Origin of the sequence: Stenotrophomonas sp. CCNWLW57 (genome assembly GCF_037203925.1) — a bacterium.
GTDB classification, from domain to species: domain Bacteria; phylum Pseudomonadota; class Gammaproteobacteria; order Xanthomonadales; family Xanthomonadaceae; genus Stenotrophomonas; species Stenotrophomonas rhizophila_A.
Genome location: NZ_JBBCBJ010000004.1, coordinates 496040 through 516234 on the forward strand (window position 1 = coordinate 496040; position 20195 = coordinate 516234).

At 68.6% G+C, this 20195-nt stretch carries 15 protein-coding genes; 9 read left to right on the forward strand and 6 right to left on the reverse strand.

The annotated features are described in order from the left end of the window. The 3 genes from V9K91_RS12665 to V9K91_RS12675 are packed head-to-tail and all read right to left on the reverse strand — an operon-like array spanning nucleotide 1 to nucleotide 3677. A complete protein-coding gene (locus tag V9K91_RS12665) occupies nucleotides 1-2334 on the reverse strand; it encodes a fimbria/pilus outer membrane usher protein (protein ID WP_336442935.1) in 2334 nt (777 codons plus the stop codon). A gap of 46 nt (nucleotides 2335-2380) precedes the next feature. Further along, entirely contained in the window at nucleotides 2381-3136 is a 756-nt protein-coding gene (locus V9K91_RS12670; protein ID WP_093533174.1) for a molecular chaperone, read from the reverse strand. 7 nt (nucleotides 3137-3143) lie between these two features. Continuing rightward, the gene (locus V9K91_RS12675; RefSeq protein ID WP_068850508.1) at nucleotides 3144-3677 is read right to left on the reverse strand and encodes a spore coat U domain-containing protein; all 534 of its coding nucleotides are present in this window, start codon (nucleotides 3675-3677) and stop codon (nucleotides 3144-3146) included. A 259-nt stretch (nucleotides 3678-3936) separates the two neighbouring features. Between V9K91_RS12675 and map the strand changes: the two genes are divergently transcribed. The 6 genes from map (at nucleotide 3937) to dapE (ending at nucleotide 11768) form a co-directional block, all read left to right on the forward strand. Then, a complete protein-coding gene (gene map, locus V9K91_RS12680; protein WP_210131471.1) occupies nucleotides 3937-4710 on the forward strand; it encodes a type I methionyl aminopeptidase in 774 nt (257 codons plus the stop codon). A 2-nt stretch (nucleotides 4711-4712) separates the two neighbouring features. Further along, on the forward strand, nucleotides 4713-7352 hold the full coding sequence (locus V9K91_RS12685; RefSeq protein ID WP_336442802.1) for a [protein-PII] uridylyltransferase: 2640 nt from the start codon (nucleotides 4713-4715) through the stop codon (nucleotides 7350-7352). After that, nucleotides 7352-8404: a 2,3,4,5-tetrahydropyridine-2,6-dicarboxylate N-succinyltransferase gene (dapD, locus tag V9K91_RS12690; protein WP_249833997.1), complete on the forward strand. Its 1053-nt coding sequence runs from the start codon at nucleotides 7352-7354 to the stop codon at nucleotides 8402-8404. Before V9K91_RS12685 ends, dapD begins: the two co-directional genes overlap by 1 nt. Before the next feature lie 159 nt (nucleotides 8405-8563). Then, nucleotides 8564-10198 (forward strand): hypothetical protein, encoded by a 1635-nt coding sequence (locus tag V9K91_RS12695; RefSeq protein WP_306989270.1) that lies wholly within the window; start codon nucleotides 8564-8566, stop codon nucleotides 10196-10198. A 65-nt stretch (nucleotides 10199-10263) separates the two neighbouring features. After that, on the forward strand, nucleotides 10264-10626 hold the full coding sequence (locus tag V9K91_RS12700; RefSeq protein WP_249833999.1) for an arsenate reductase: 363 nt from the start codon (nucleotides 10264-10266) through the stop codon (nucleotides 10624-10626). Continuing rightward, nucleotides 10623-11768 carry a succinyl-diaminopimelate desuccinylase gene (gene dapE, locus V9K91_RS12705; RefSeq protein WP_249834000.1) on the forward strand — a complete coding sequence of 382 codons (1146 nt, stop codon included), beginning with the start codon at nucleotides 10623-10625 and terminating at the stop codon, nucleotides 11766-11768. Before V9K91_RS12700 ends, dapE begins: the two co-directional genes overlap by 4 nt. A 141-nt stretch (nucleotides 11769-11909) precedes the next feature. Here dapE and V9K91_RS12710 read toward each other — a convergent pair whose 3' ends face one another. Together V9K91_RS12710 and V9K91_RS12715 are read right to left on the reverse strand one after the other, a co-directional pair. After that, nucleotides 11910-12593 (reverse strand): pentapeptide repeat-containing protein, encoded by a 684-nt coding sequence (locus V9K91_RS12710; protein ID WP_336442801.1) that lies wholly within the window; start codon nucleotides 12591-12593, stop codon nucleotides 11910-11912. A gap of 72 nt (nucleotides 12594-12665) precedes the next feature. Beyond that, on the reverse strand, nucleotides 12666-13538 hold the full coding sequence (locus tag V9K91_RS12715; RefSeq protein WP_093533180.1) for a tetratricopeptide repeat protein: 873 nt from the start codon (nucleotides 13536-13538) through the stop codon (nucleotides 12666-12668). Nucleotides 13539-13868: 330 nt separating this feature from the next. Between V9K91_RS12715 and asnB the strand changes: the two genes are divergently transcribed. Further along, a complete protein-coding gene (gene asnB / locus V9K91_RS12720) occupies nucleotides 13869-15563 on the forward strand; it encodes an asparagine synthase B (RefSeq protein ID WP_093533181.1) in 1695 nt (564 codons plus the stop codon). Nucleotides 15564-15662: 99 nt separating this feature from the next. Then, the gene (locus V9K91_RS12725; RefSeq protein WP_093533182.1) at nucleotides 15663-17057 is read left to right on the forward strand and encodes a cation:proton antiporter; all 1395 of its coding nucleotides are present in this window, start codon (nucleotides 15663-15665) and stop codon (nucleotides 17055-17057) included. 87 nt (nucleotides 17058-17144) lie between these two features. On the opposite strand, the gene V9K91_RS12730 is transcribed toward V9K91_RS12725, so the two are convergent. Continuing rightward, a complete protein-coding gene (locus V9K91_RS12730) occupies nucleotides 17145-19514 on the reverse strand; it encodes a penicillin acylase family protein (protein WP_336442800.1) in 2370 nt (789 codons plus the stop codon). Between the two features lie 128 nt (nucleotides 19515-19642). Here V9K91_RS12730 and V9K91_RS12735 point away from each other — a divergent pair, with 128 nt between their 5' ends. Continuing rightward, a complete protein-coding gene (locus V9K91_RS12735; protein WP_068850537.1) occupies nucleotides 19643-20131 on the forward strand; it encodes a bacterioferritin in 489 nt (162 codons plus the stop codon). The last annotated feature ends 64 nt before the right edge of the window (nucleotides 20132-20195 follow it).

Below are 20195 nucleotides of genomic sequence, written 5' to 3' on the forward strand. Positions count from 1 at the left end.
TCATGGCCCGGCTCCGGCCACGCAGCGCAGCGGCCCCAGCCGCAGCGCGGCGCTGCCCGGCGCCGGGCTGACCGGCACGCGCACTTCGCAGCGCCCGTCATCGGTGTCCACCTGCAGCACTGCCTGGGCCGGCAGATCTTCCAGGTAGACCTCGCCGTCGTAGCCCACCGTGGCGCTGCGCTGGTCCGGGAGCCGCACCTGGCTGCCGGCGGGCACGGGCCGGTCCTGCGCGTCGTGCAGGACCAGTGTGATGGCGCGGGTGCGGCGCAGTCCGAAACTGACCCCCAGCCCGGCGCTCTGCCGCGGCGTCACCAGCGTGTCCACCCGGTCGGCACGCATGTCGGCCGGCAGCTCCAGGGTGTCGATCGAAATCCGGTTGCGCTGCCAGGACAGCAGCGGGGTGACCAGCAGCATGCCGTCGTCGTCGGTCACCCCGATCACCCGGTTTTCCAGGCGGACCGGTACGCCGCCCACGCCGTTGGTGGAGACCACCGCGAACGCGTCGGGTACCTCGCGTGCGGCGAACAGGTGCCCGCCCATCCAGACCACGCTGCCGCTGGCGTTGGCATAGGCGAAGTTGGCATCGCCCTGGCGCGCCGCGCCCAGCGAGTAGCGGCCCACCCGGTTCAACCAGCCGGCTTCGACCAGCCCGCCGATGCCGTCGTCGCCCTGCCGGGCCTGCACGCGCCAGCCGTAACCGCCCTGGCTGCCATCGCCGGGCACCGGCTGGGACACATCCACCGTGTACAGATTGCGGTCCCCATTGCGCTGGGCGGCCAGGTTGCTCTGGCGGTTGTTGCCCAGGCTGGCCGACAGCGACAGGTACACGCTGCGGTCGGCGTTGTCGTCCAGGTTCTGGTTGAACGAGGCGTAGGCCGACCAGCGTTCGGAGAACGTGCGGTTCCAGAACACGCTGGCGTAGCGGCGGTCATCGCCATCGGGGTAGGACAGGCGCAGGTAGCTGGCGCTCAGCGAGCCCAGCCGGCCCAGGCTGGCACCGGCGGTGACCTGGTCGGTCACGTCCGGTGGCAGCGCACCCTGCAGGCTGCCCAGGTCCTGGAAGTTGCCATGCGTGCGGCGGGTGGCGGCGTTGAGGTTGAACACCCGGTTGTTCCAGCTGTACCCCAGCGCCCACTGGCCTCCATGCAGACCGTCGCGGCGGCTGTGCGCATAGGACGCGTTGACGACGCCGGCCTGGCCCAGCTGCCACCAGCCGCCCGCCCCGGCGCTGGCCACGCCGCCGCCGCCTTCGGCATGCAGTTCGGCGGTGAAGCGGTTGCTGACCCCGCGCCGCCAGGTGGCGCTGCCCACGGTGGCACTGTCGTAGGCGAATGAGCGGATGCCGTAGTCGCGACGCATCCGACCCACGCCGGCGGACCAGTCCGAGAGGCCTTCAGCCAGCAGCTGCTGCGTGCCATAGAAGGCAAAATCCAGGGTCTGCATGCGGCCGTAGGCATCGGTGATCACCACCTGCGCATTGCCGGTGCCGCTGATGCCCGGCTGCGCGGCCAGCTGGAACGGCCCCACCGGTACCTCGCCGTTGTACTGGCGCAGGCCATCGACATAGAGCTCGACGTTGGACGGCACCACGGCCTCGCCCAGGAAGCTCGGGGTGGGGGTGAGCACGCGGTAGGGCTGCAGGCCGTAGTTGCGCCCGATCTGGATGCCGCCCATCCGCACCGGGCGGCTCCAGTCAACGAAGCCGCTGAAGAAGTCACCGACGGTCAGGGTCAATGCGTTGTCGGGAAAATCCAGCTGCCACGCACTGTCCAGGCGCACGCTTTCGCCGCGCCAGTCGCTATGGCCATCCTGGTAGGTGCGCAGCAGCTGGCTGCTGCGCAGCACGCCGCGGCCCATGCCGAACACCCGCCATTCGGTGGTGAGCGCCAGGTTGCCGGCGTCCTGGTTGTGGCTGGCATAGACGTCATAGTTGAGCAGGGCGCCTGGCGAGGCACTGGCCGTCGGGGTGCTCTGGGTGGCGGCCCCCACTTCGGTGACCGGCAGGTTCAACTGTTCCAGCGGGATCTCCAGCGCCAGGGTCTGCAGGGAGGCGTCGTAGCGCATCACCAGCCCGCTGAGCTGGTCCAGTGCAACCGGCGCGCCGTCGGGCGCGGCGAAGCCGAGCTGACGCAGCACGGGCGGGTCGGCGCGCAGCTGGCCCGCCAGTTCGGTGAACGGCAGCAGGCCGCGGGGGCTGCCGTTGAGGGTGACGTCCAGGTACAGGGTCTGCGGTGCGGTCAAGGGCGTGGGCGCCGGCAGCATCACATCATCGGCAGCCCCCAGTTCGGCGCTGGCGGCAGGCAGTTCGGCCGCCCATGCCGGTGCGCCCGGCATTCCAGACGAGACCGCGCCGGCAGCCAGGGCAACGCGCACGCAGGCCTCAGCGAGCCGGTGGCGTCGGGGACAGGGGCGTGGCTTGCGCGCCGCCATTGATCTTCGCCGATAGCGTGGCCCCGGCCAGCCGCGTCGCAGGAATATCCAGCGGCCAACGCATGGTCTGGCCGCTGAGCACGTAGCCGATCAGGCCGGGCTGAAAGACTTGCGGGCGATCTGGCGGACCTACCGCCAGATCGGCCAGTTGCGCATAGCCATCGCCACGGTTGTGCACTTCCAGCACCACCTTGCCATCGGGCTGGACAAGCACGCTGCTCTGCAGCTCGGGCTTGCCTGCGGCGCTGCCCTCGGGCTGGATGAACACCGGCAGCGAGTAGCGCAGCACGAACTGCATGCCCTGGCGGTTGGGGTCCAGCGTGGGCACCTCGTCGACGATGACCCGGTACGACAGCTGTGCGTCGGGCGCTTCCGGCTGGGCGCGCACGACGCGGATCAGCTGCTGCTGTCCGGCCGCGAGCGACTGCATGGGCGGGCTGACCACCAGGTCTGACGTGGGGTCGAGCTGGTCGCGGCCGTCGCGCTGGGTCCAGCGGAAGACGCGGGCCTGCACGCTTACCGGGGCCGACCCGCTGTTGCTGACCCACAGCGCTTCGGCGTTCTGGCGGGCGCTGAGCTGCAGCGAGGTAGGCGCAACCTGCAGGCTGGCGGCCCGCAGGCCGGGCATGCCAAGCACTACCAGCAATGCACAGGCGCAGACAGCCGCCGTGGAGCGCAGCACGCGCCCCCGTTCGAGTGCTGACATGGCGGCCTCAGTACGAGATGGTGGCGGTGACCGTGTCCTGGTAGGTACCGGTGGCGGCGTTGTTAACGCTGGGATTGGCCACCTGGCCATAGATCGGATACGCCTGCGCCAGGCCGGTACCGGTGCCGGCCACCGTGTTGGTGCCGGTGGTCGCGCCCCAGACGTTTGCACGACCCGCGTCGGAATACAGCTGGTACCCGACGAAGTTGTTGGTGGTCACCGCCGCATCGGTGTTGCGCATGCGCCGGGTGGTGACGTCATTGGCGGTCGCGGCGTTGGAGCCGGCATTCAGCGCGATGGTGTACGGCGTCAGCGCCGAGCACTGCGCGGTGACCGAGCCCTGGGCGTTGGACGGGGTGGTGGCGGTGGACAGCGCCGTGCCGAAATCGACATCGGTCGCGGCGGCCGCGGTGATCGTGCAGGCCTTGGTGATGATGATGCGCACGTTGAAGGTGGTGGTGTCGGCCGCCATGGCGGGCGAGGCCAGGGCCACCAGGCCAAGGCTGAACAGCAGGGGACGCGGGGCGCGAAGGAATCGCATGGTCTTCTCCTTGGACGGGGGTCCTGGATGAACGAATCGATGCCGGCGTACTGCAGGGGGAGGGCGCCAGGGGCGGCGCTGACCCCCTTATAAAAGCGATGTTGTAGGGGGGGTGTGAGGAAAACTGGCCGGTTTTCACAGTTTTTCCGTTCCCAGCCCGCCCAGGCCCTGCCGCTGTGGGGCTTCGACCCGAACGTGGGCTGTCAGCGTTCCAGCCCTTCCCGTTCAGAATGGTCCCGGATCGGCGATAATGGGCGCCATGAGCGTGAATCTGAAAACCCCCGAGGAAATCGAACTGATGCGCGTCGCCGGCCGCCTGGCCAGCGAAGTGCTCGACATCGTCACCCCGTACGTCAAGCCGGGCGTGACGACCGAAGAGCTGGACCGCATCTGCCACGACCACATCATCAACGTGCAGAAGGCCACGCCGGCCAACGTCGGCTACCGTGGCTTCCCGAAGACGGTCTGCACATCGGTCAACAACGTCATCTGCCACGGCATCCCCAGCGAAGCCAAGGTCCTCAAGGACGGCGACATCGTCAACATCGATGTCACCGTGATCAAGGACGGCTGGCACGGCGATACCAGCCGCATGTACTACGCCGGCACGCCGTCGACGATGGCCAAGCGCCTGGTCGACACGACCTACGCGGCCATGTGGGCCGGCATCCGTGCGGTGAAGCCGGGCGCGACGCTGGGCGACATCGGCCACGCGATCCAGTCGCTGGCCGAAGCCGAGCGCTTCAGCGTGGTCCGCGAGTACTGCGGGCATGGCATCGGCAAGGTCTACCACGACGAACCGCAGGTGGTGCACTACGGGCGTCCGGGCCAGGGCCTGGTGCTGCAGCCGGGCATGACCTTCACCATCGAGCCGATGATCAACGAGGGCACCCGCTACAACAAGGTGCTTCCCGACGGCTGGACCGTGGTCACCAAGGACCGCAAGCTGTCGGCGCAGTGGGAGCACATGATCGCGGTCACCGAGACCGGCGTGGATGTGCTGACCCTCTCGCCCGGCGAATCGCAGGTCTGAGCATGTTGCCGGCGAGCCCGACCCTGGACGCGCCGGCCGACGCCGTCGCCGACCCCGAGTGGGCGGCGGAGGCTCGCCAGACCCTGCAGCAGGCCGACGCGCGCCTGTACCGGCGCTTCGACCAGAACGACAACATCGAGCGGCTGCTGGCGCTGCGCGCCCGCGCTGCCGACCATCTCATCCGGCTGGCCTGGCAGCGCTGCGTGCCGCCCGATGCCGGGCTGGCGCTGTTTGCGGTGGGCGGCTACGGGCGCGGTGAACTGTTCCCGCGCTCGGACATCGACCTGCTGGTGCTGGGCGCGCCCGAGGCGCAGCGTCGGCATGAAGCGGCCTTGGCCCGCCTGTTCGCGCTGCTGTGGGATTGCGGCCTGCCGGTCAGTCATGCAGTGCGGTCGGCGCAGGAATGCGTGCAGGCCAGCGCAGACCAGACCGTGCTCACCGCCTTGATCGAATCGCGCCCGCTGGTGGCCGACGAAGCGGCACGCCAGGCGCTGAAACAGGCCGTCAACCGCGAGGGCCTGTGGCCGCCGCGCGAATTCTTCCTGGCCAAGCGCGACGAACTGCTGGCCCGCCACGAGCGATTCGGCGACACCGCCGACAACCTGGAACCGGACATCAAGGATGGTCCGGGCGGGTTGCGCGATCTCAATACGCTGGGCTGGATGGCACTGCGCGCGTTCGGCGTGCGCGAGCTGGAAGCGCTGGTCGGGCTGGGACACCTCGGCCCCGATGAAGCCGCTGCACTGCGCCGTGAGCGCTGCGCGCTGGCGCAGCTGCGGTTCGGCCTGCACCTGGTGGCCAACCGCCCGGAAGAGCGCCTGCGCTTCGATTACCAGAAGACCCTGGCCGCGCGGCTCGGCTTTGCCGACGACGTGGAGAGCCTGGCGGTCGAGAAGATGATGCAGGGCTTCTACCGCAGCGCCACCGTGGTGCGGCGGATCAGCGACCGCCTGCTGCAGCGCTTTGAAGAACAGTTCGACGGGGAGGCCGTGCCCGAACCGGTCAGCGTGGGCTTTTCCTTGCGCCGCGGCTACCTGGCCGCCAACGACCCGCAGTGGCCGCAGGGCGATATCGAGCAGGTGTTCGCGCTGTTCTCCAGCTGGGCCTACAACCCCGACGTGCGCGGCCTGCACTCGCTAACCGCGCGGGCCTTGGCCGAAGCGCTGGCCGAGCTGCCGGCGTACACCGAGGCCAGCACTGCCGCGCGCGAACAGTTCATGACCCTGCTGCGCAGCCCGCGCGCGGTGGATACGCTGGCGCGCATGGCCCGCCTGGGCGTACTGGGGCAATGGATTCCCGCCTTCGCGCAGGTGTCCGGGCGCATGCAGTTCGACCTGTTCCATGTCTACACCGTCGACCAGCACACCTTGATGGTGCTGCGGAACATCGGCCTGTTCGCCAGCAGCCGGGCGGACGAGCGTTTCTCCATTGCCCACGAGGTCTGGCCGCGGCTGCGCAAGCCGGAACTGCTGCTGCTGGCCGGGCTGTTCCATGACATCGCCAAGGGCCGCGGCGGCGACCATTCCGAACTCGGCGCGGTGGATGCCCGCGACTTCTGCCAGGCGCATGCGCTGAGCGGTTCCGATACCGAACTGGTGGCCTGGCTGGTCGAGCAGCACCTGCGCATGTCGGTCACCGCGCAGAAGCAGGACATCTCCGACCCGGACGTGATCCACCGCTTCGCCACGCTGGTGGCCAGCCGCGACCGCCTCGACTACCTGTACCTGCTGACCTGCGCCGACATCGCCGGCACCAGCCCGAAGCTGTGGAATGCGTGGAAGGATCGGCTGCTGGCCGACCTGTACTTCGCCGCGCGCCGGGCGCTGCGCGATGGCCTGGAAAACCAGATGCCGGCCGCCGAGCGCGTGCTGGAGGCGCGCGAGAGCGTGCGCGCGCTGGTGCGCGAGCGCGGCTACGACGACGCCACCATCGACCGCCAGTTCACCGTCATGCCGGATGAGAGCTTCATCCGCCTGCGCCCCGAGCAGCTGGCCTGGCAGGCCGCCGCGCTGGTGCCGGTCAAGCAGGGCCAGACCCTGGTCAAGGTGCGCCGGATCACCGCCGACGACGACGCGCTGGAAGTGTTCGTGCACTCGCCCGACCGCGACGGCCTGTTCGCTGCGATCGTGATGACCCTGGACCGCAAGGGCTATGGCATCCACCGGGCGCGCGTGCTGGATGGCCCGGTTGACACCATTTTTGATACCTTCGAAGTGACCCCGGCCGACAGCTTCGCCGATGGCGATGCACCGCGGCTGGAAGCGGCGCTGCGCGAGGCGCTGGCCGGCGACCTGTCGCGGCTGCGCCCCTCGCGGCGGGTAGTGCCACGCCAGTTGCGCCATTTCCGCTTCGCCCCGCGCATCGAATTCCGCGATGCCAACGACAACGACACCGGCGGCACCCGCTTCAGCCTGGTCGCACCCGACCGCCCCGGGCTGCTGGCCGATGTCGCCTTCGTACTGCGCAACCAGGGCCTGCGCGTGCATGACGCGCGCATTGCCACCTTTGGCGAACGCGCCGAAGACATGTTCGTGATCAGCGATGAGCACGACCACCCCCTGACCGAAACCGCCCGGCAGCAGCTGCATGACGCCATGCTGCGCTGCCTGGACCCTGATCGAAACGCCGGAGACCCCCACTGATGGCCACCAAGCCTGCCAAGAAGACTGCCGCCAAGACCGCGGCGGCCAAGAAGACCGTTGCCGCTGCCCCGGCCGTGAAGAAGACCGCTGCGAAGAAAGCCGCGCCGGCCGTGAAGAAGGCGCCGGTCAAGAAGACCGCGGCCAGCAGTGCCGCAGAAACGGCGGCCAAGCGCGCCGAGAACATCGCGCGCAAGTCGCTGCGCAAGCCGGCCACCCCGGGTGTGGAAGAACTCAAGTTCGGCATCGAAAGCGCCTTCGAGCGCCGCGCCACGCTGACCCTGCATGAAATCGAAGGCTCGACCAAGCCGCTGGTCGGCCGCGTGATCGATGGCCTGGAAACCGGCGAGTTCCGCGTGGCCGAGCCGGATGGCCAAGGTGGCTGGAAGGTCAACGAGTGGCTGAAGAAGGCGGTGCTGCTGTACTTCCGCGTGAATGACATGGCGGTGGTCGACGCGCGCCCGGCGCCGTTCTGGGACAAGGTGGAATCGCGTTTCGCCGGCTTCGACGAAGCGAAGTTCCGCCGGGCCGGCGTGCGCGTGGTGCCCGGTGCGATCGCGCGCCGCGGCAGCTACTTCGGCAAGGACGTGGTGCTGATGCCCAGCTTCACCAACATCGGCGCCTACGTCGGCGAAGGCACCATGGTCGATACCTGGGCCACCGTGGGCTCGTGCGCGCAGATCGGCAAGCACTGCCACCTGTCCGGCGGCGCCGGCATCGGCGGCGTGCTCGAACCGCTGCAGGCCAGCCCGACCATCATTGAAGACCACTGCTTCATCGGCGCACGTTCGGAAGTGGTGGAAGGCTTCGTGGTCGGCCACCACAGCGTGATCGGCATGGGCGTGTTCCTGGGCCAGAGCACCCGCGTGTACAACCGCGCCACCGGCGAGATCAGCTACGGCTCGGTGCCGCCGTACAGCGTGGTGGTGTCCGGCCAGCTGCCGTCCAAGGACGGCTCGCACTCGCTGTACTGCGCGGTCATCGTCAAGCAGGTCGACGCCAAGACCCGCAGCAAGACCAGCGTCAACGAGCTGCTGCGCGGCCTGGCCGACTGATGCGGTGACGCAATCGGGGCATCGTCACGATGCCCCGATGACGCTTTCACCGCGCGCTGTGGTGCGGCTTCGCAAAGCCGGTCACAGCTTGGCGCCGCCATCGCCCGCACCCTGTCCGTGCATGCCTATGCTGCCGTTCTCCTGGCAGAAGGGTCGTGCATGGAAAACGTCAACGCAGTGTCGGTGATCCGCCCGCTGGTCCGTCCGGTGCCGTCGCTTCGCGCGGCTGATGCAGCGCCGCCCGGCACCGTGGTACCGATCCATATCCAGAATGTGTCGGCGGTCGCAGGTCGCCTTCCCGGCGACCTCACTGCGGCGGACATCATCATTGCGCTGTACGAGAAGATCGTGAAACAGGGCGACCTGTCCACCATCGACGCCGACCTGGACACGCTGGCGCAGGTGATGGCCGGCAGTGTCGGCTTCGGTGATACCGAAAACGACCGGCGCGCGCCGAACATCCAGCTCGGGAAGGCGCTCAACATCCTCTGCCAGCTGGTGCGGCGGAGCGCTGGCCTGCCCTGCGAGGCTGAGCGCCTGGTGCGCACCACCCAGCGCTGCGTGGAGGTGGTCAGGGCGCGCCAGCAATTCACCCTGGAGAACGTGAGTGTGATCATGTTCCACCTCGGGGAGCTGATCAATCATCCACCGCTGCAGGCGCGCTGCGCGGCGACGATCAGCGAACACCTGGCGCCGATCTTCGAGGCGCTGCTGCGGCAGCATCCGATCCACGCGATTGGCGGTGCGACGCTGGCGTTCGGCCTGGTCAGCGCCCTGCGCGCCTCCGAACAGCAACTCGTCCGGCGGATCGGCGCGCCGCTTGCGCGGCCGGCCGCCGACAGCCTGCTGCTGACCGTGCCGGCGCTGCTGGAAGCGCAACCGGACCTGCTGCTGGGGTGGGAGAGTCGCACGCTGGCCCTGGTGTCCAAGTACGGTGTGCAGTACCTGCGCCGACTGGCGCAGTTGAGTCGGGGCAACGGGAGATTCGTCCAGAGCAACGCACTGCAGATCAACGCCGCGCGCGCGCTCAAGCCGATCATCGAGGAGGCTCGGTTGCCCTCGCGGGGTATCTGGGACCAGCGCGACGGGGAGTACCGTGGCATGGGCCAGGACAAGCAGCTCCGGGACTACCTCGCCTACGCCACGCACTACTACTGCCGATGGTTGGCGCAGCAGAAGGACTGGGTGCGGACGCGGCTGGCGCTGCGGGAAGCCCCGCGTGGCCCCCTGGCAGGCAGTCCCACAGATGGCCGCAGTTTCGCCAACGTGGTGCTGCGGGGCAGCGCGCTGGGGGCGGCGTCCGAGGCGGCGGCGGTGACGCCACCGCCCTTCGTCGCCACCCCGGTTCGCCGCCCCCTGTCCACCGAGATCGCACACCTGGAGCCGCCGAGTGCCTTGGCCCGCTTCAGCCAGGCCGCGGGCGACCTGGTGCGGCTGGGCGACGAAGGCGACCGGTTCGATCGTGAAGCTGCCATCGCCGCCTGCAATGCCTTGATCGCGTCGATTGCGGCGGGACGCACCCGTCTGAGCGCCGCGTCGCGCGTGCAGATGATGCTGGACATGGACGCGGTGTGCATGCGCCTATACGCGGCCGATCCGTGGGATGCGCCGCAGTACCAGTGGCAGCTGTCGAGCATGCGCGGCTTCATGACCTCGCAGCTGGCGCTGCTGGTCGACGCGAAGGGCAGGCCACTGCTGGGCTGGGAGGTGCCGTCTGCAACCGGACTGTCCTCCTGGCAGCGCACGCTGCTGCTGGAGCTCACCGACCATGCCGAGAAATCGGCCGCGTCGTGATCGGTGCGGCACTATACTGGCGCGTCCTGCCTGTCCGTTGAATCCAAGCCAGAGTACCCGCGGCAATGACCACCACCGTTTACGGATTGAAGAACTGCGATACCTGCAAGAAGGCCAGCAAGTGGCTGGACCGCTTCCAGGTGCCGTACACCTTCGTCGACTACCGCGACGTCAAACCCAGCCCGGAAACGCTGCTGGACTGGGCGTCCCAGGCCGGTGGGTTCCCGGCGCTGGTCAACCGTTCCTCCACGACCTGGCGGCAGCTGCCTGAGAACCGCAAGGCCGCAGCCTCCGACGCGGAGTGGAAGCTGCTGCTGCGCGAGTACCCGCAGCTGATCAGGCGTCCGGTCGTCGTGAGCGCGGACGGCGTGATGACCCAGGGCTTTTCCGACAACGGGTTCAAGCAGCGGTTCGGAGTAGGCGCGTGAACGACGTTGTTGCACTGACCTGCGACCTGATCGCCCGGCCGTCGGTGACGCCCGAAGATGCCGGCTGCCAGGCACTGCTGGCCGGGCGCCTGCAGCAGGCCGGCTTCACCTGCGAACACCTGCGCCTGGGCGAGGTCGACAACCTGTGGGCCACGCACGGGCAGGGCGCCCCGGTGCTGGTGCTGCTGGGCCATACCGACGTGGTGCCGAGTGGACCGGTCGAGGCGTGGACCAGTGAACCGTTCGATCCGCAGATCCGCGACGGCGTGCTGTATGGGCGCGGCGCGGCCGACATGAAAGGCAGCGTGGCCGCGTTCGTGGTCGCGGCGGAGCAGTTCGTGGCCGCCCATCCGGACCACTCCGGCACGCTGGCAGTGCTGCTGACCAGCGATGAAGAAGGCGATGCCATCGACGGCGTGCGCCGGGTCGCAGACCTGTTCCGCGAGCGCGGCCAGAAGATCGACTGGTGCATCACCGGCGAGCCGTCCTCCACCGCCGTGCTCGGCGACCTGCTGCGGGTTGGCCGGCGCGGCAGCCTGTCGGGCACGCTGACCGTCCAGGGCGTGCAGGGTCACGTGGCGTACCCGCACAAGGCGCGCAATCCGATCCACCTGGCCGCTGCGGCGCTGTCCGAGTTGACCGCGCGGCATTGGGACGATGGCTTCGAAAGCTTCCCGCCGACCAGCCTGCAGGTGTCCAACATCCACGCCGGCACCGGCGCCAACAACGTGATTCCCGGCGAGCTGCAGGTGCTGTTCAACCTGCGCTACAACCCGCTCTGGAACGCGCCGGAACTGGAGCAGGAGATCACCGCGCTGCTGGACCGCCATGGCCTGGAGTACCGGCTGAAATGGCACCGCAGCGGGGAACCGTTCTACACCCCCGAAGGTACCCTGCGCCGGGTGGCACGCGAGGTGCTGGGCGAATTCGCCGGCGCCGCGCCGGAGGAGAGCACCGGCGGCGGCACCTCGGACGCGCGCTTCATCGCACCGCTGGGCGCACAGTGCATCGAAGTGGGGCCGGTCAACGCCAGCATCCACCAGGTGGACGAGAACGTGTCGGTGGCCGACCTGGAGAAGCTGCCGGAACTGTACCGGTGCCTGATCGAGCGCCTTCTCGCCGAAGGTAGAGCCGACTGTTAGTCGGCTGCTCTACGCGCACCGATGGTAGAGCCGACTGTCAGTCGGCTGCTCTACGCGCAGACCCAAGGTCCCCGCGGCGGCCGGCAGCCGACTAACAGTCGGCTCTACCTTCGGCGCTACCTTCGGCTCCGCCGGCCCGGATCAGGCCACGATCAAGCCAAACGCGGCCAGCGCTGCGCCTGCCTGGCGCGGTGAAATCACCGCCTTCCTGAAGTGTTTGCTGTCCATCACGTTGAGCCCGGTGATATCAGCACCGCGCAGGTCGGCGCCGTCGAAGCGGGTCAGGCGAATCTGCGCGTTGCGCAGGCTGCCGCCTTCAAACACGGCATCGCGGAAATCGCAGCCGGACAGCTCCGCATCGGAAAAATCCATTCCCTGCAGCGTGGCCTTGCGGAACGACAGCCCACGCAGGTCCGCACTGACAAGGAGGCAATCGCGAAACTCCAGCGCCCATCCTGTCACTTCCTGCAGGTGCGCGCCGGTCAGCTTGCAATCCTCGAACCGGACCGATGACAGCGTGGCGCGGCGCCAGTGGCTGTTGTTCAGATCGCAGTGCGAAAACACCGCATCGCTGAGCAGCGCCGAGCTGAAATCGCACTCGCCGCCCCGGCATTTTTCCCAGCGGGTTTCCTCCAGCGAGGCGGCCAGCCAGGACGTGCCCGCTACCGAGCAGCGCGTGAACTGGAAACCGTCCATGTCCAGCCGCGAGAAATCGGCATTGTCGAAGCGGCAGTCCTCGAACACGGCCGCACGCGGATGCGCGGCGACGATGGCCTGCATGCGGGCGCGGGAGAGGGTTTCATCACGGAACGTGGCGGTACTCATGCCGCCCATTCTGGGCGAAGCGCGCGCCCGCCGGCAGACTTGAAGGTCGCCGGCGAGTGTGTACAGCCCGGTTCAATCAAACGTCCAGAACGCCGGTTGGATGCCCTTGCGCCAATACGATTCACCGGCAAGGAAGAACTTCTGTGCCTCGGCCTTGGCAAACCATCCGGCGGCCGCCGCCTCATCCCGAGGCACCCCCGGCGGCGCACGGCCCAGGAGCAGGCCCGTGAAGTACTGGCCGAACACGTTGCCCTGCAGGGCGGCCTTGCGGTACCACTGCAGCGCCATCGCAGGGTCGCGTTCGATCCCCAGGCCCATGCCCCTTTCGTAAAGCGCGCCGAGGTCCACCTGGGCCTGCGCATCGCCGCGCGCAGCGCGCCGCTGGATATCGACCACCAGCGGGTGCAGTGCACCGGCTTGCGGGGCAATCGCGGCGGGCAGGCCCGAACTGCTGGTCGAATAGCGCTGGTAAACCGTGGCGCGCAGGTCCCAGCGCAGTGCTGCGGCCGCGTGGCCACGTTCGCGTTCGAATTTTGCAAGCGACAGCATCGCGCCCGGACTGCCGTGGTTGGCCGCGGCGAGGTACCAGCGCCCGGCCTTGCGCGGCGACGCACGCAGCACCGGGGGCGGCGTGTCTTCAGGGCGACGGCCGGTATACATCGCACCGCTGGCCCAGATCCGCCCCAGCGCTTCTTCCGCAATGGTATTGCGGAAACTCCAGGGCGTGGCGGCCGCAGCGCGCTCATACCAGTCCAGCGCCCGGCGGTCGTTCCAGCGTTCGTAAAGTTCGGCCAGCTCCAGCATGCCCTCGATGTCGCCGCGCTCGGCGGCGGTGAGCCACTTCACTTCGGTATCGCTGGTGGGGCGGTTGGGGGCGGTGGTGCACGCGGCCAGGGCCAGCAGCGCCAGCGCGGAAAGCGACAGGCGGAAACGAAGGGGATTCATCCGTGAGTTCCATGAGGCAGGCGTGGATTATCCGGGATGGGGCACGTCAGGGGCTGAATCGGTTGCGCCCGCAACAGTTGCGCCACGGCCAGAACAGCGGTACGGTCGATCCATGTCCACGCTCCTGGCCACCGCCGTCACCACCAACAACCGCAATAATCTGCGCGCGAATAATCGTGCGCGGCCAATGCGGGACTGCGACCAGGGCTAGAACAAGCAACATACGCCCGGACCCCAGAAAACCCGCATCGGCCGATGCGGGTTTTTTTGTTTTGTGGCCGGTCGAATGCGGGCATTACGTGTATTCCCCCATCATCAGGAGCTGTTCCCATGTGTTCGATCTTCGGAATGTTCGGCCTGCAGGCCGGCGATGACCTAACCGCGCTGCGCCGCCACGCGCTGGACCTGTCGCAGCGCCAGCGCCATCGCGGCCCGGACTGGAGCGGCGTGTACGTCGATGACGGCGCCATCCTGGTCCATGAGCGGCTGGCCATCGTCGACCCGGCCGGCGGCTCGCAGCCGCTGCTGTCCGACGACGGCAGCCTGGCCCTGGCGGTCAACGGCGAGATCTACAACCACCGCGAACTGAAGGCCGAACTGACCCAGCCGTACGCCTTCCAGACCGGTTCGGACTGCGAAGTGATCAACGCGCTGTACCAGCAGGATACCCCGGCGTCGTACCTGAACCGCCTCAACGGCATTTTCGCATTCGCGCTGTGGGATCGGACCCAGAAGCGCGTGCTGATCGCGCGCGATCCGATCGGCGTGGTGCCGCTGTACTGGGGCCACGACAAGGACGGCCGCCTGCTGGTGGCCTCCGAACTGAAATCGCTGGTGGATACCTGCGCCGACGCCGCGCAGTTCCCGCCCGGCCACTGGTATGACAGCGCCACCGACACGCTCACCCGCTACTACGAGCGCCCGTGGCGCGACTATGACGCGGTGGAAGGCGTCGACGCTGATCGCGTGGCTCTGCGTGAAGCGTTCGAGCGCGCCGTGCACCGGCAGCTGATGACCGACGTGCCCTACGGCGTGCTGCTGTCCGGCGGTCTTGATTCCTCGCTGGTCGCCGCCGTGGCTGCACGCTACGCCCGCCACCGCATCGAAGATGGCGACCAGAGCGAGGCCTGGTGGCCGCGCCTGCATTCGTTCGCCATCGGCCTGAAGGGTTCGCCCGACCTGGCCGCCGCTGCCATCGCCGCCGAAGCGCTCGGCACCGTCCACCACGGTTTCGAGTACACCTTCGAAGAAGGGCTGGATGCACTGCCCGACGTGATCCGCCACGTGGAAACCTACGACGTCACCACCATCCGCGCCTCCACCCCGATGTTCCTGCTGGCGAGACGGATCAAGGCGATGGGCGTAAAGATGGTGCTCTCCGGTGAGGGCAGCGACGAAATCTTCGGCGGCTACCTGTACTTCCACAAAGCGCCCAACGCCCGCGAGTTCCACGAAGAGCTGGTGCGCAAGCTGGATGCGCTGAACAACTACGACTGCCTGCGCGCCAACAAATCGATGATGGCCTGGGGCGTGGAGCCGCGCGTGCCGTTCCTGGACCGCGAATTCCTCGACGTGGCGATGCGCATCGATGCGAAGCACAAGATGGTCGGGCAGGGTGCCGGTGGCGCGCGCCGGATCGAGAAAGCGGTGCTGCGCGAGGCGTTCGAAGGCTACCTGCCGGATTCGATCCTGTGGCGGCAGAAAGAGCAGTTCAGCGATGGCGTGGGCTATGGCTGGATTGATGGGCTCAAGGCGCACGCCGAAGCCCAGATCAGCGACCGGGTGATGGCCGCAGCGGACAAGCGCTTCGTGCACAACCCGCCGCAGACCAAGGAGGCGTATTACTACCGCCACGTGTTCGAGCAGTACTTCCCGACCCAGGCCGCGGCTGAAACCGTGCCCGGCGGCAAGTCGATCGCCTGTTCGTCGCCGGCCGCGATCGCCTGGGACGCCAGTTTCGCCAGCATGGCCGACCCGTCCGGCCGCGCCGTTGCCGGTGTGCATGAGCAAGCCTTGGCGGGGTAGCGCCGGCCGTTGGCCGGCCCTGGCAACGGTCGCAGCGTTCATGTGGGCCGGCCAACGGCCGGCGCTACCGGGTAACATTCCCCCTTCATGCATTGGGGAATGTTCATGGACGTACAGACCGGAGGCAGCGTGCCGCGGATGAAGTGGGGTTGGCATTACCTGGCCTGGGCCGGGATTCCGCTGGTCATCGGCCTGGCGCTGGCGCGTTATGCCGGACCCGAGCTGCCGGCCGTGGCCGCCAAGGCCGAACCGGTGGTGGGCAGCGACTGGGCCCACCACCTGGCCTCGCCGTTGGGCCTGTTCCTGCTGCAGCTGCTGGTGCTGCTGGTGGTCGCCAAGGGCGCGGGCGCGCTGTTGAAGCGGCTGGGCCAGCCGGCGGTGATCGGCGAAATGGCCGCCGGCCTGATGATGGGCCCGCTGGTGCTGGGCAGCCTGCTGCCGGGCCTGCACGGGGCGCTGTTCCCGGCCAGCTCGCTCGGCCCGCTGGGCATGCTCAGCCAGCTGGGCGTGCTGATGTTCCTGCTGGTGGCCGGTGCCGAGCTCGACCTGGGCGGGCTGCGCGGCCGCCGCCGTTTCGCCTTCACCGTGAGCCATGCCGGCATTGCCGTGCCGTTCGTGCTGGGCGTGCTGCTGGCGATCTGGCTGTATCCCGAACACGGGCCGCAGGGCGTGGGCTTCACCGCCTTCGCGCTGTTCGTGGGTATTTCGCTGAGCATCACCGCGTTCCCGGTGCTGCTGCGCATCCTCGCGGACCGTGGCATCACCCAGACCCCGCTGGGACAGACCGCGATTGCCTGCGCGGCGCTCGGCGATGCCACCGCATGGTGCCTGCTGGCCTTGATCGTGGCCGCCGCCCAGGCCACCGGCTGGGTGCCGGCCAGCCTGAGCCTGCTGTGCGTGGTGGTGTTCATCGCGCTGATGCTGGGCGTGGTCAAACCCTGGTTCTCGCGCCAGGTGATCCAACCGGGCAGCGAAGGCCGCTGGCTGCTGGGCATGCTGTTGCTGTCGCTGGGCAGTGCACTGGTTACCGAAGTGCTGGGCATCCATGCGCTGTTCGGCGCGTTCGCGGCCGGCGTCGCCGTCTCGTCGAATGCGCAGCTGCGCGGGTTGTTGATCGCCCGGGTCGAGCCGTTCGCGGTGACCCTGCTGCTGCCGTTGTTCTTCGCCATGACCGGCCTGCGCATGCGCGCCGATGCGCTGCAGGGCAGCGACCTGCTGCTGTGCGCGGTGGTGATCGCGGTGGCCACGCTGGGCAAGCTGTTCGGCACCTGGAGCGCCGCGCGCAGCGCAGGCATGGGCAACCACGAGGCCTGGAAACTGGGCGCGTTGATGAACACGCGCGGCCTGATGGAGCTGATCGTGCTCAACCTGGGCTACGAGCTGGGCTTCCTCGGCGACCGCCTGTTCGCGGTGCTGGTGATCATGGCGCTGGTGACCACCGCCATGACCGGACCGTTGCTGAGCTGGATGGAGCGCTGGAAGGTGCGCGCGTAACCACCGGATGGCGGTACGCGCGACGGCGTGCGCGACGGCGTGCGCGACGGGGTAGAGCGGACTGTCAGTCCGCTTCCCCGCGGACGGTCAGTCCGCTTCCCTGCCAGGTTCCAGCACCAGCGTGTAACGGGCCTTGCCCGGCAAGAACGGCGTCGGCTTGCCGTGCACCCAGTCCTCGTGGCCTGCGCCCCAGAACGGCGACAGCGGATGGCCGCTCTGGCCGCCGGGCATGTGGATGATGCCGTCGGCTTCGTGTCCGGGCGATACCACCATGCGTTGCGAGGCGCCGAAGGACGGGCCCTGCACGCGCGGCAGGTTGCTGTCGCCGGGCAGCGCATCGGCCGGCATGCACAGCCACGGCCGGGCGAAGGCGGGCAGGGCGCGGCTGATCGGGTGGCAGATGGCCGCCGTGTTGCGCTCACCCCAGGTGCGCTTGGACACGTCCGCTCCCTTTTCCGCCAGCTCGATCTCCGCCTGCCGCGCCGCATCGGCCAGCAGCGCGTTCCAGTCCGCGTAAGGTGCCGGCAGGAGATGCGCGGGTTGTTGGCTCACCAGCGGCCACAGCACGCCCTCGACCTGCGCCAGCTTCGGCTCCAGGTAGTCTTCGCCCAGCGATTGCTTCGCCGGCGCGAGCAGCGCAGTGGTCATGATGTCCTGCACCTTGCTGCGGAAGCTGCGTGCGATCCGGTAGCTCACCGCCTCGGCCGACGCGTGGCCTTCCCACTGCCGGCTGGCTGCCTCCAGGCGCTTCAATGCCGGGTCATCGCTGTATTCGACCACCTGCCGCAGCAGGGTCCACCAGCGTTCAAGGAATACCGCGCGGTCGTCCAGCTGGATCGCCAGCAGGTCGCGTTCGCTGAAACGCTGCTTCGCGTTGAGGTCGTCGCGGATCTGCCGCCCACGCGCGCCCAGGTCGTAGCCGGCGTTGCCGGCCACTGCCAGCTCGGCGCCATCCAGCACGCGGCCGTTGGCGGTCCACAGCCGCTGGCTGGGCGGATCTACCAGGGCGGGCGACTGGTCGCTGCGGATCGCCCACGGCGCGCAATGGGCCGGTGCGACGGTGGTGAAGCTGCTGGGCGGGCAGTCCGCCGCGCGATCCGGGCGGGCGCCGATCAACCGCCAGGCGATGCGGCCCTTCGCGTCGGCCAGCAACAGGTTCTGGGTGGGAATGCCGGCGCGGTCGGCGATCTTCAGCGCATCGTCGAGATCACCGGCCCGCGCCATGTCGGCGAATGCCATGCTGACCGCGCCCGGCAGCTGTGCGGTCCAGCGCAACGCTTCCCCGCTGCCATCGGCGCGCTCGTGCAGAATCGGGCCCCACGCGGTTTCGCGCACGCGCAGGCTGACGTCGGCCCCGCCGGCCACACGGATGCGCTCTTCGTGCACCTGGACGCCTTCCGCACCTGCGGGGACGGGCATGAAGTCGGCGTTGTCGATGTAGCTGTTGGTGAAGCCCCAGGCCACATGGCCGTTGCTGCCGACCACGATCGCCGGCAACCCGGGCAGCGAAAAACCGCTGACATCCACCTGCCCGTCCGGTGCGGCGGGGTCGGGGTAGCGCAGGCGTACCCGGAACCACAGGTTCGGCGCGCGCAGGCCCAGGTGCATGTCGTCGGCGAGGATCGCGCGGCCATCGGCAGTCAATGCGCCGGCCACCGCGAAGTTGTTGCTGCCATGCACGTCCTGCCCGGCGCGCTCGCTGCTGCCTTCATGCGCAGAGGGTGACGGCCGTTGGCCGTTGCGCAATTGGAGCGCATCGGCGGGCGGCAACAGCGCATTCCCGCGCGCCTGGCCAAACAAGGGCGCATCCCATTCGCTGCCGTCGTGGCTGAGCAGCGCGTACAGCGCCGGGGGTGCCACCGCGCGGATCCGGCGCATGGCCAGCTCGTTCTCGTTGGTGGGGTCCTGCAGGTCCGCGTACATGGCCAGCCCGGCCAGCACCGAATCGGTGGCGGTCCAGGCGGTCGGCTGCTGGCGCAGCAGCAGGTACGGCCAGGGGCGCACGCGCAGGCTGCCCAGGCCGCGGTTGACGCCTTCCACGTAGGCCTGCACCACCTGCGGGCGCTCGCCCAGCGCCTGCGCAAGGTGCGCATCGGTGCGGGCACGCAGGCGATGCACCCGCATGCGCTGGTCGGTGGGCACGGCAGCCGGACCGAACAGCTCGGACAACTCGCCCGCTGCCGCGCGGCGCATCAGGTCCATCTCGAAATAGCGCTCCTGCGCATGCACCAACCCGAGTGCCCGCATCGCATCGGCCTCGCTGCCGGCATCGATGGTGACCACGCCCAGCGCATCGCGGCTGACGCTGACCCTGGCCTGCAACCCGGCCAGGGACTGTTCGCCCTCCAGCGCCGGCAGGCTGCCGCGCAGCAGGAACCAGGCCACGCCGATCACGACGACCACGATCCCGACCAGCACCCCGAACGCCCACGCACCCCGTTTCAGCCAACGACGCATCCCACGCTCCCCGAAGAAGGTCATGCAGGCTGACCCCACCTGCGCCTGCGCATGCAACTGATTCCGATTAGATCACGGCGATCCGGGATAGGGCACCATGGCTCCCATCGATTCACAGGAGCTCCCCCATGAAAGGCCATCCCGACGTCATTGAATGCCTGAAGGAACTGCTGCGCGGCGAACTTGCCGCGCGCGACCAGTACTTCATCCACTCGCGCCGCTACGAGGACCAGGGTCTGTTCGCGCTGTACGAGCGCCTCAACCACGAGATGGAAGAGGAGACCCAGCACGCCGACGCGCTGCTGCGCCGCATCCTGTTCCTGGGCGGGAACCCGGACATGCGTCCGCACGGCTTCGAGCCGGGCGTGACCGTGGAGGACATGCTGCAGAAGGACCTGGACACCGAATACAGCGTGCGCAACAACCTGGCGGCCGGCATGAAGCTGTGCGAACAGCACCAGGATTACGTGAGCCGCGACATGCTGCTGGTCCAGCTCAAGGACACCGAAGAGGACCACGCCTGGTGGCTGGAACAGCAGCTGGGCCTGATCAAGCGCATCGGCCTGGCCCTGTACCAGACCAGCAAGATGGACGCGAAGGGCACCGCCGCGCATTGAGGTGCCGGTAGCGCCCGACCGTGGGTCGGGCGGAACCCACTGCCAGCCAGCCAGAAGCCAGCCA

What these genes read in the sequence shown, in the direction of transcription:
- V9K91_RS12665 (WP_336442935.1), bottom strand. Translation starts at nt 2,334, where the DNA reads ATGCCGGGCGCACCGGCATGGGCGGCCGAACTGCCTGCCGCCAGCGCC.
- V9K91_RS12670 (WP_093533174.1), bottom strand. Translation starts at nt 3,136, where the DNA reads ATGTCAGCACTCGAACGGGGGCGCGTGCTGCGCTCCACGGCGGCTGTC.
- V9K91_RS12675 (WP_068850508.1), bottom strand. Translation starts at nt 3,677, where the DNA reads ATGCGATTCCTTCGCGCCCCGCGTCCCCTGCTGTTCAGCCTTGGCCTG.
- map (WP_210131471.1), top strand. Translation starts at nt 3,937, where the DNA reads ATGAGCGTGAATCTGAAAACCCCCGAGGAAATCGAACTGATGCGCGTC.
- V9K91_RS12685 (WP_336442802.1), top strand. Translation starts at nt 4,713, where the DNA reads ATGTTGCCGGCGAGCCCGACCCTGGACGCGCCGGCCGACGCCGTCGCC.
- dapD (WP_249833997.1), top strand. Translation starts at nt 7,352, where the DNA reads ATGGCCACCAAGCCTGCCAAGAAGACTGCCGCCAAGACCGCGGCGGCC.
- V9K91_RS12695 (WP_306989270.1), top strand. Translation starts at nt 8,564, where the DNA reads ATGGAAAACGTCAACGCAGTGTCGGTGATCCGCCCGCTGGTCCGTCCG.
- V9K91_RS12700 (WP_249833999.1), top strand. Translation starts at nt 10,264, where the DNA reads ATGACCACCACCGTTTACGGATTGAAGAACTGCGATACCTGCAAGAAG.
- V9K91_RS12710 (WP_336442801.1), bottom strand. Translation starts at nt 12,593, where the DNA reads ATGAGTACCGCCACGTTCCGTGATGAAACCCTCTCCCGCGCCCGCATG.
- V9K91_RS12715 (WP_093533180.1), bottom strand. Translation starts at nt 13,538, where the DNA reads ATGAATCCCCTTCGTTTCCGCCTGTCGCTTTCCGCGCTGGCGCTGCTG.
- asnB (WP_093533181.1), top strand. Translation starts at nt 13,869, where the DNA reads ATGTGTTCGATCTTCGGAATGTTCGGCCTGCAGGCCGGCGATGACCTA.
- V9K91_RS12725 (WP_093533182.1), top strand. Translation starts at nt 15,663, where the DNA reads ATGTTCATGGACGTACAGACCGGAGGCAGCGTGCCGCGGATGAAGTGG.
- V9K91_RS12730 (WP_336442800.1), bottom strand. Translation starts at nt 19,514, where the DNA reads ATGCGTCGTTGGCTGAAACGGGGTGCGTGGGCGTTCGGGGTGCTGGTC.
- V9K91_RS12735 (WP_068850537.1), top strand. Translation starts at nt 19,643, where the DNA reads ATGAAAGGCCATCCCGACGTCATTGAATGCCTGAAGGAACTGCTGCGC.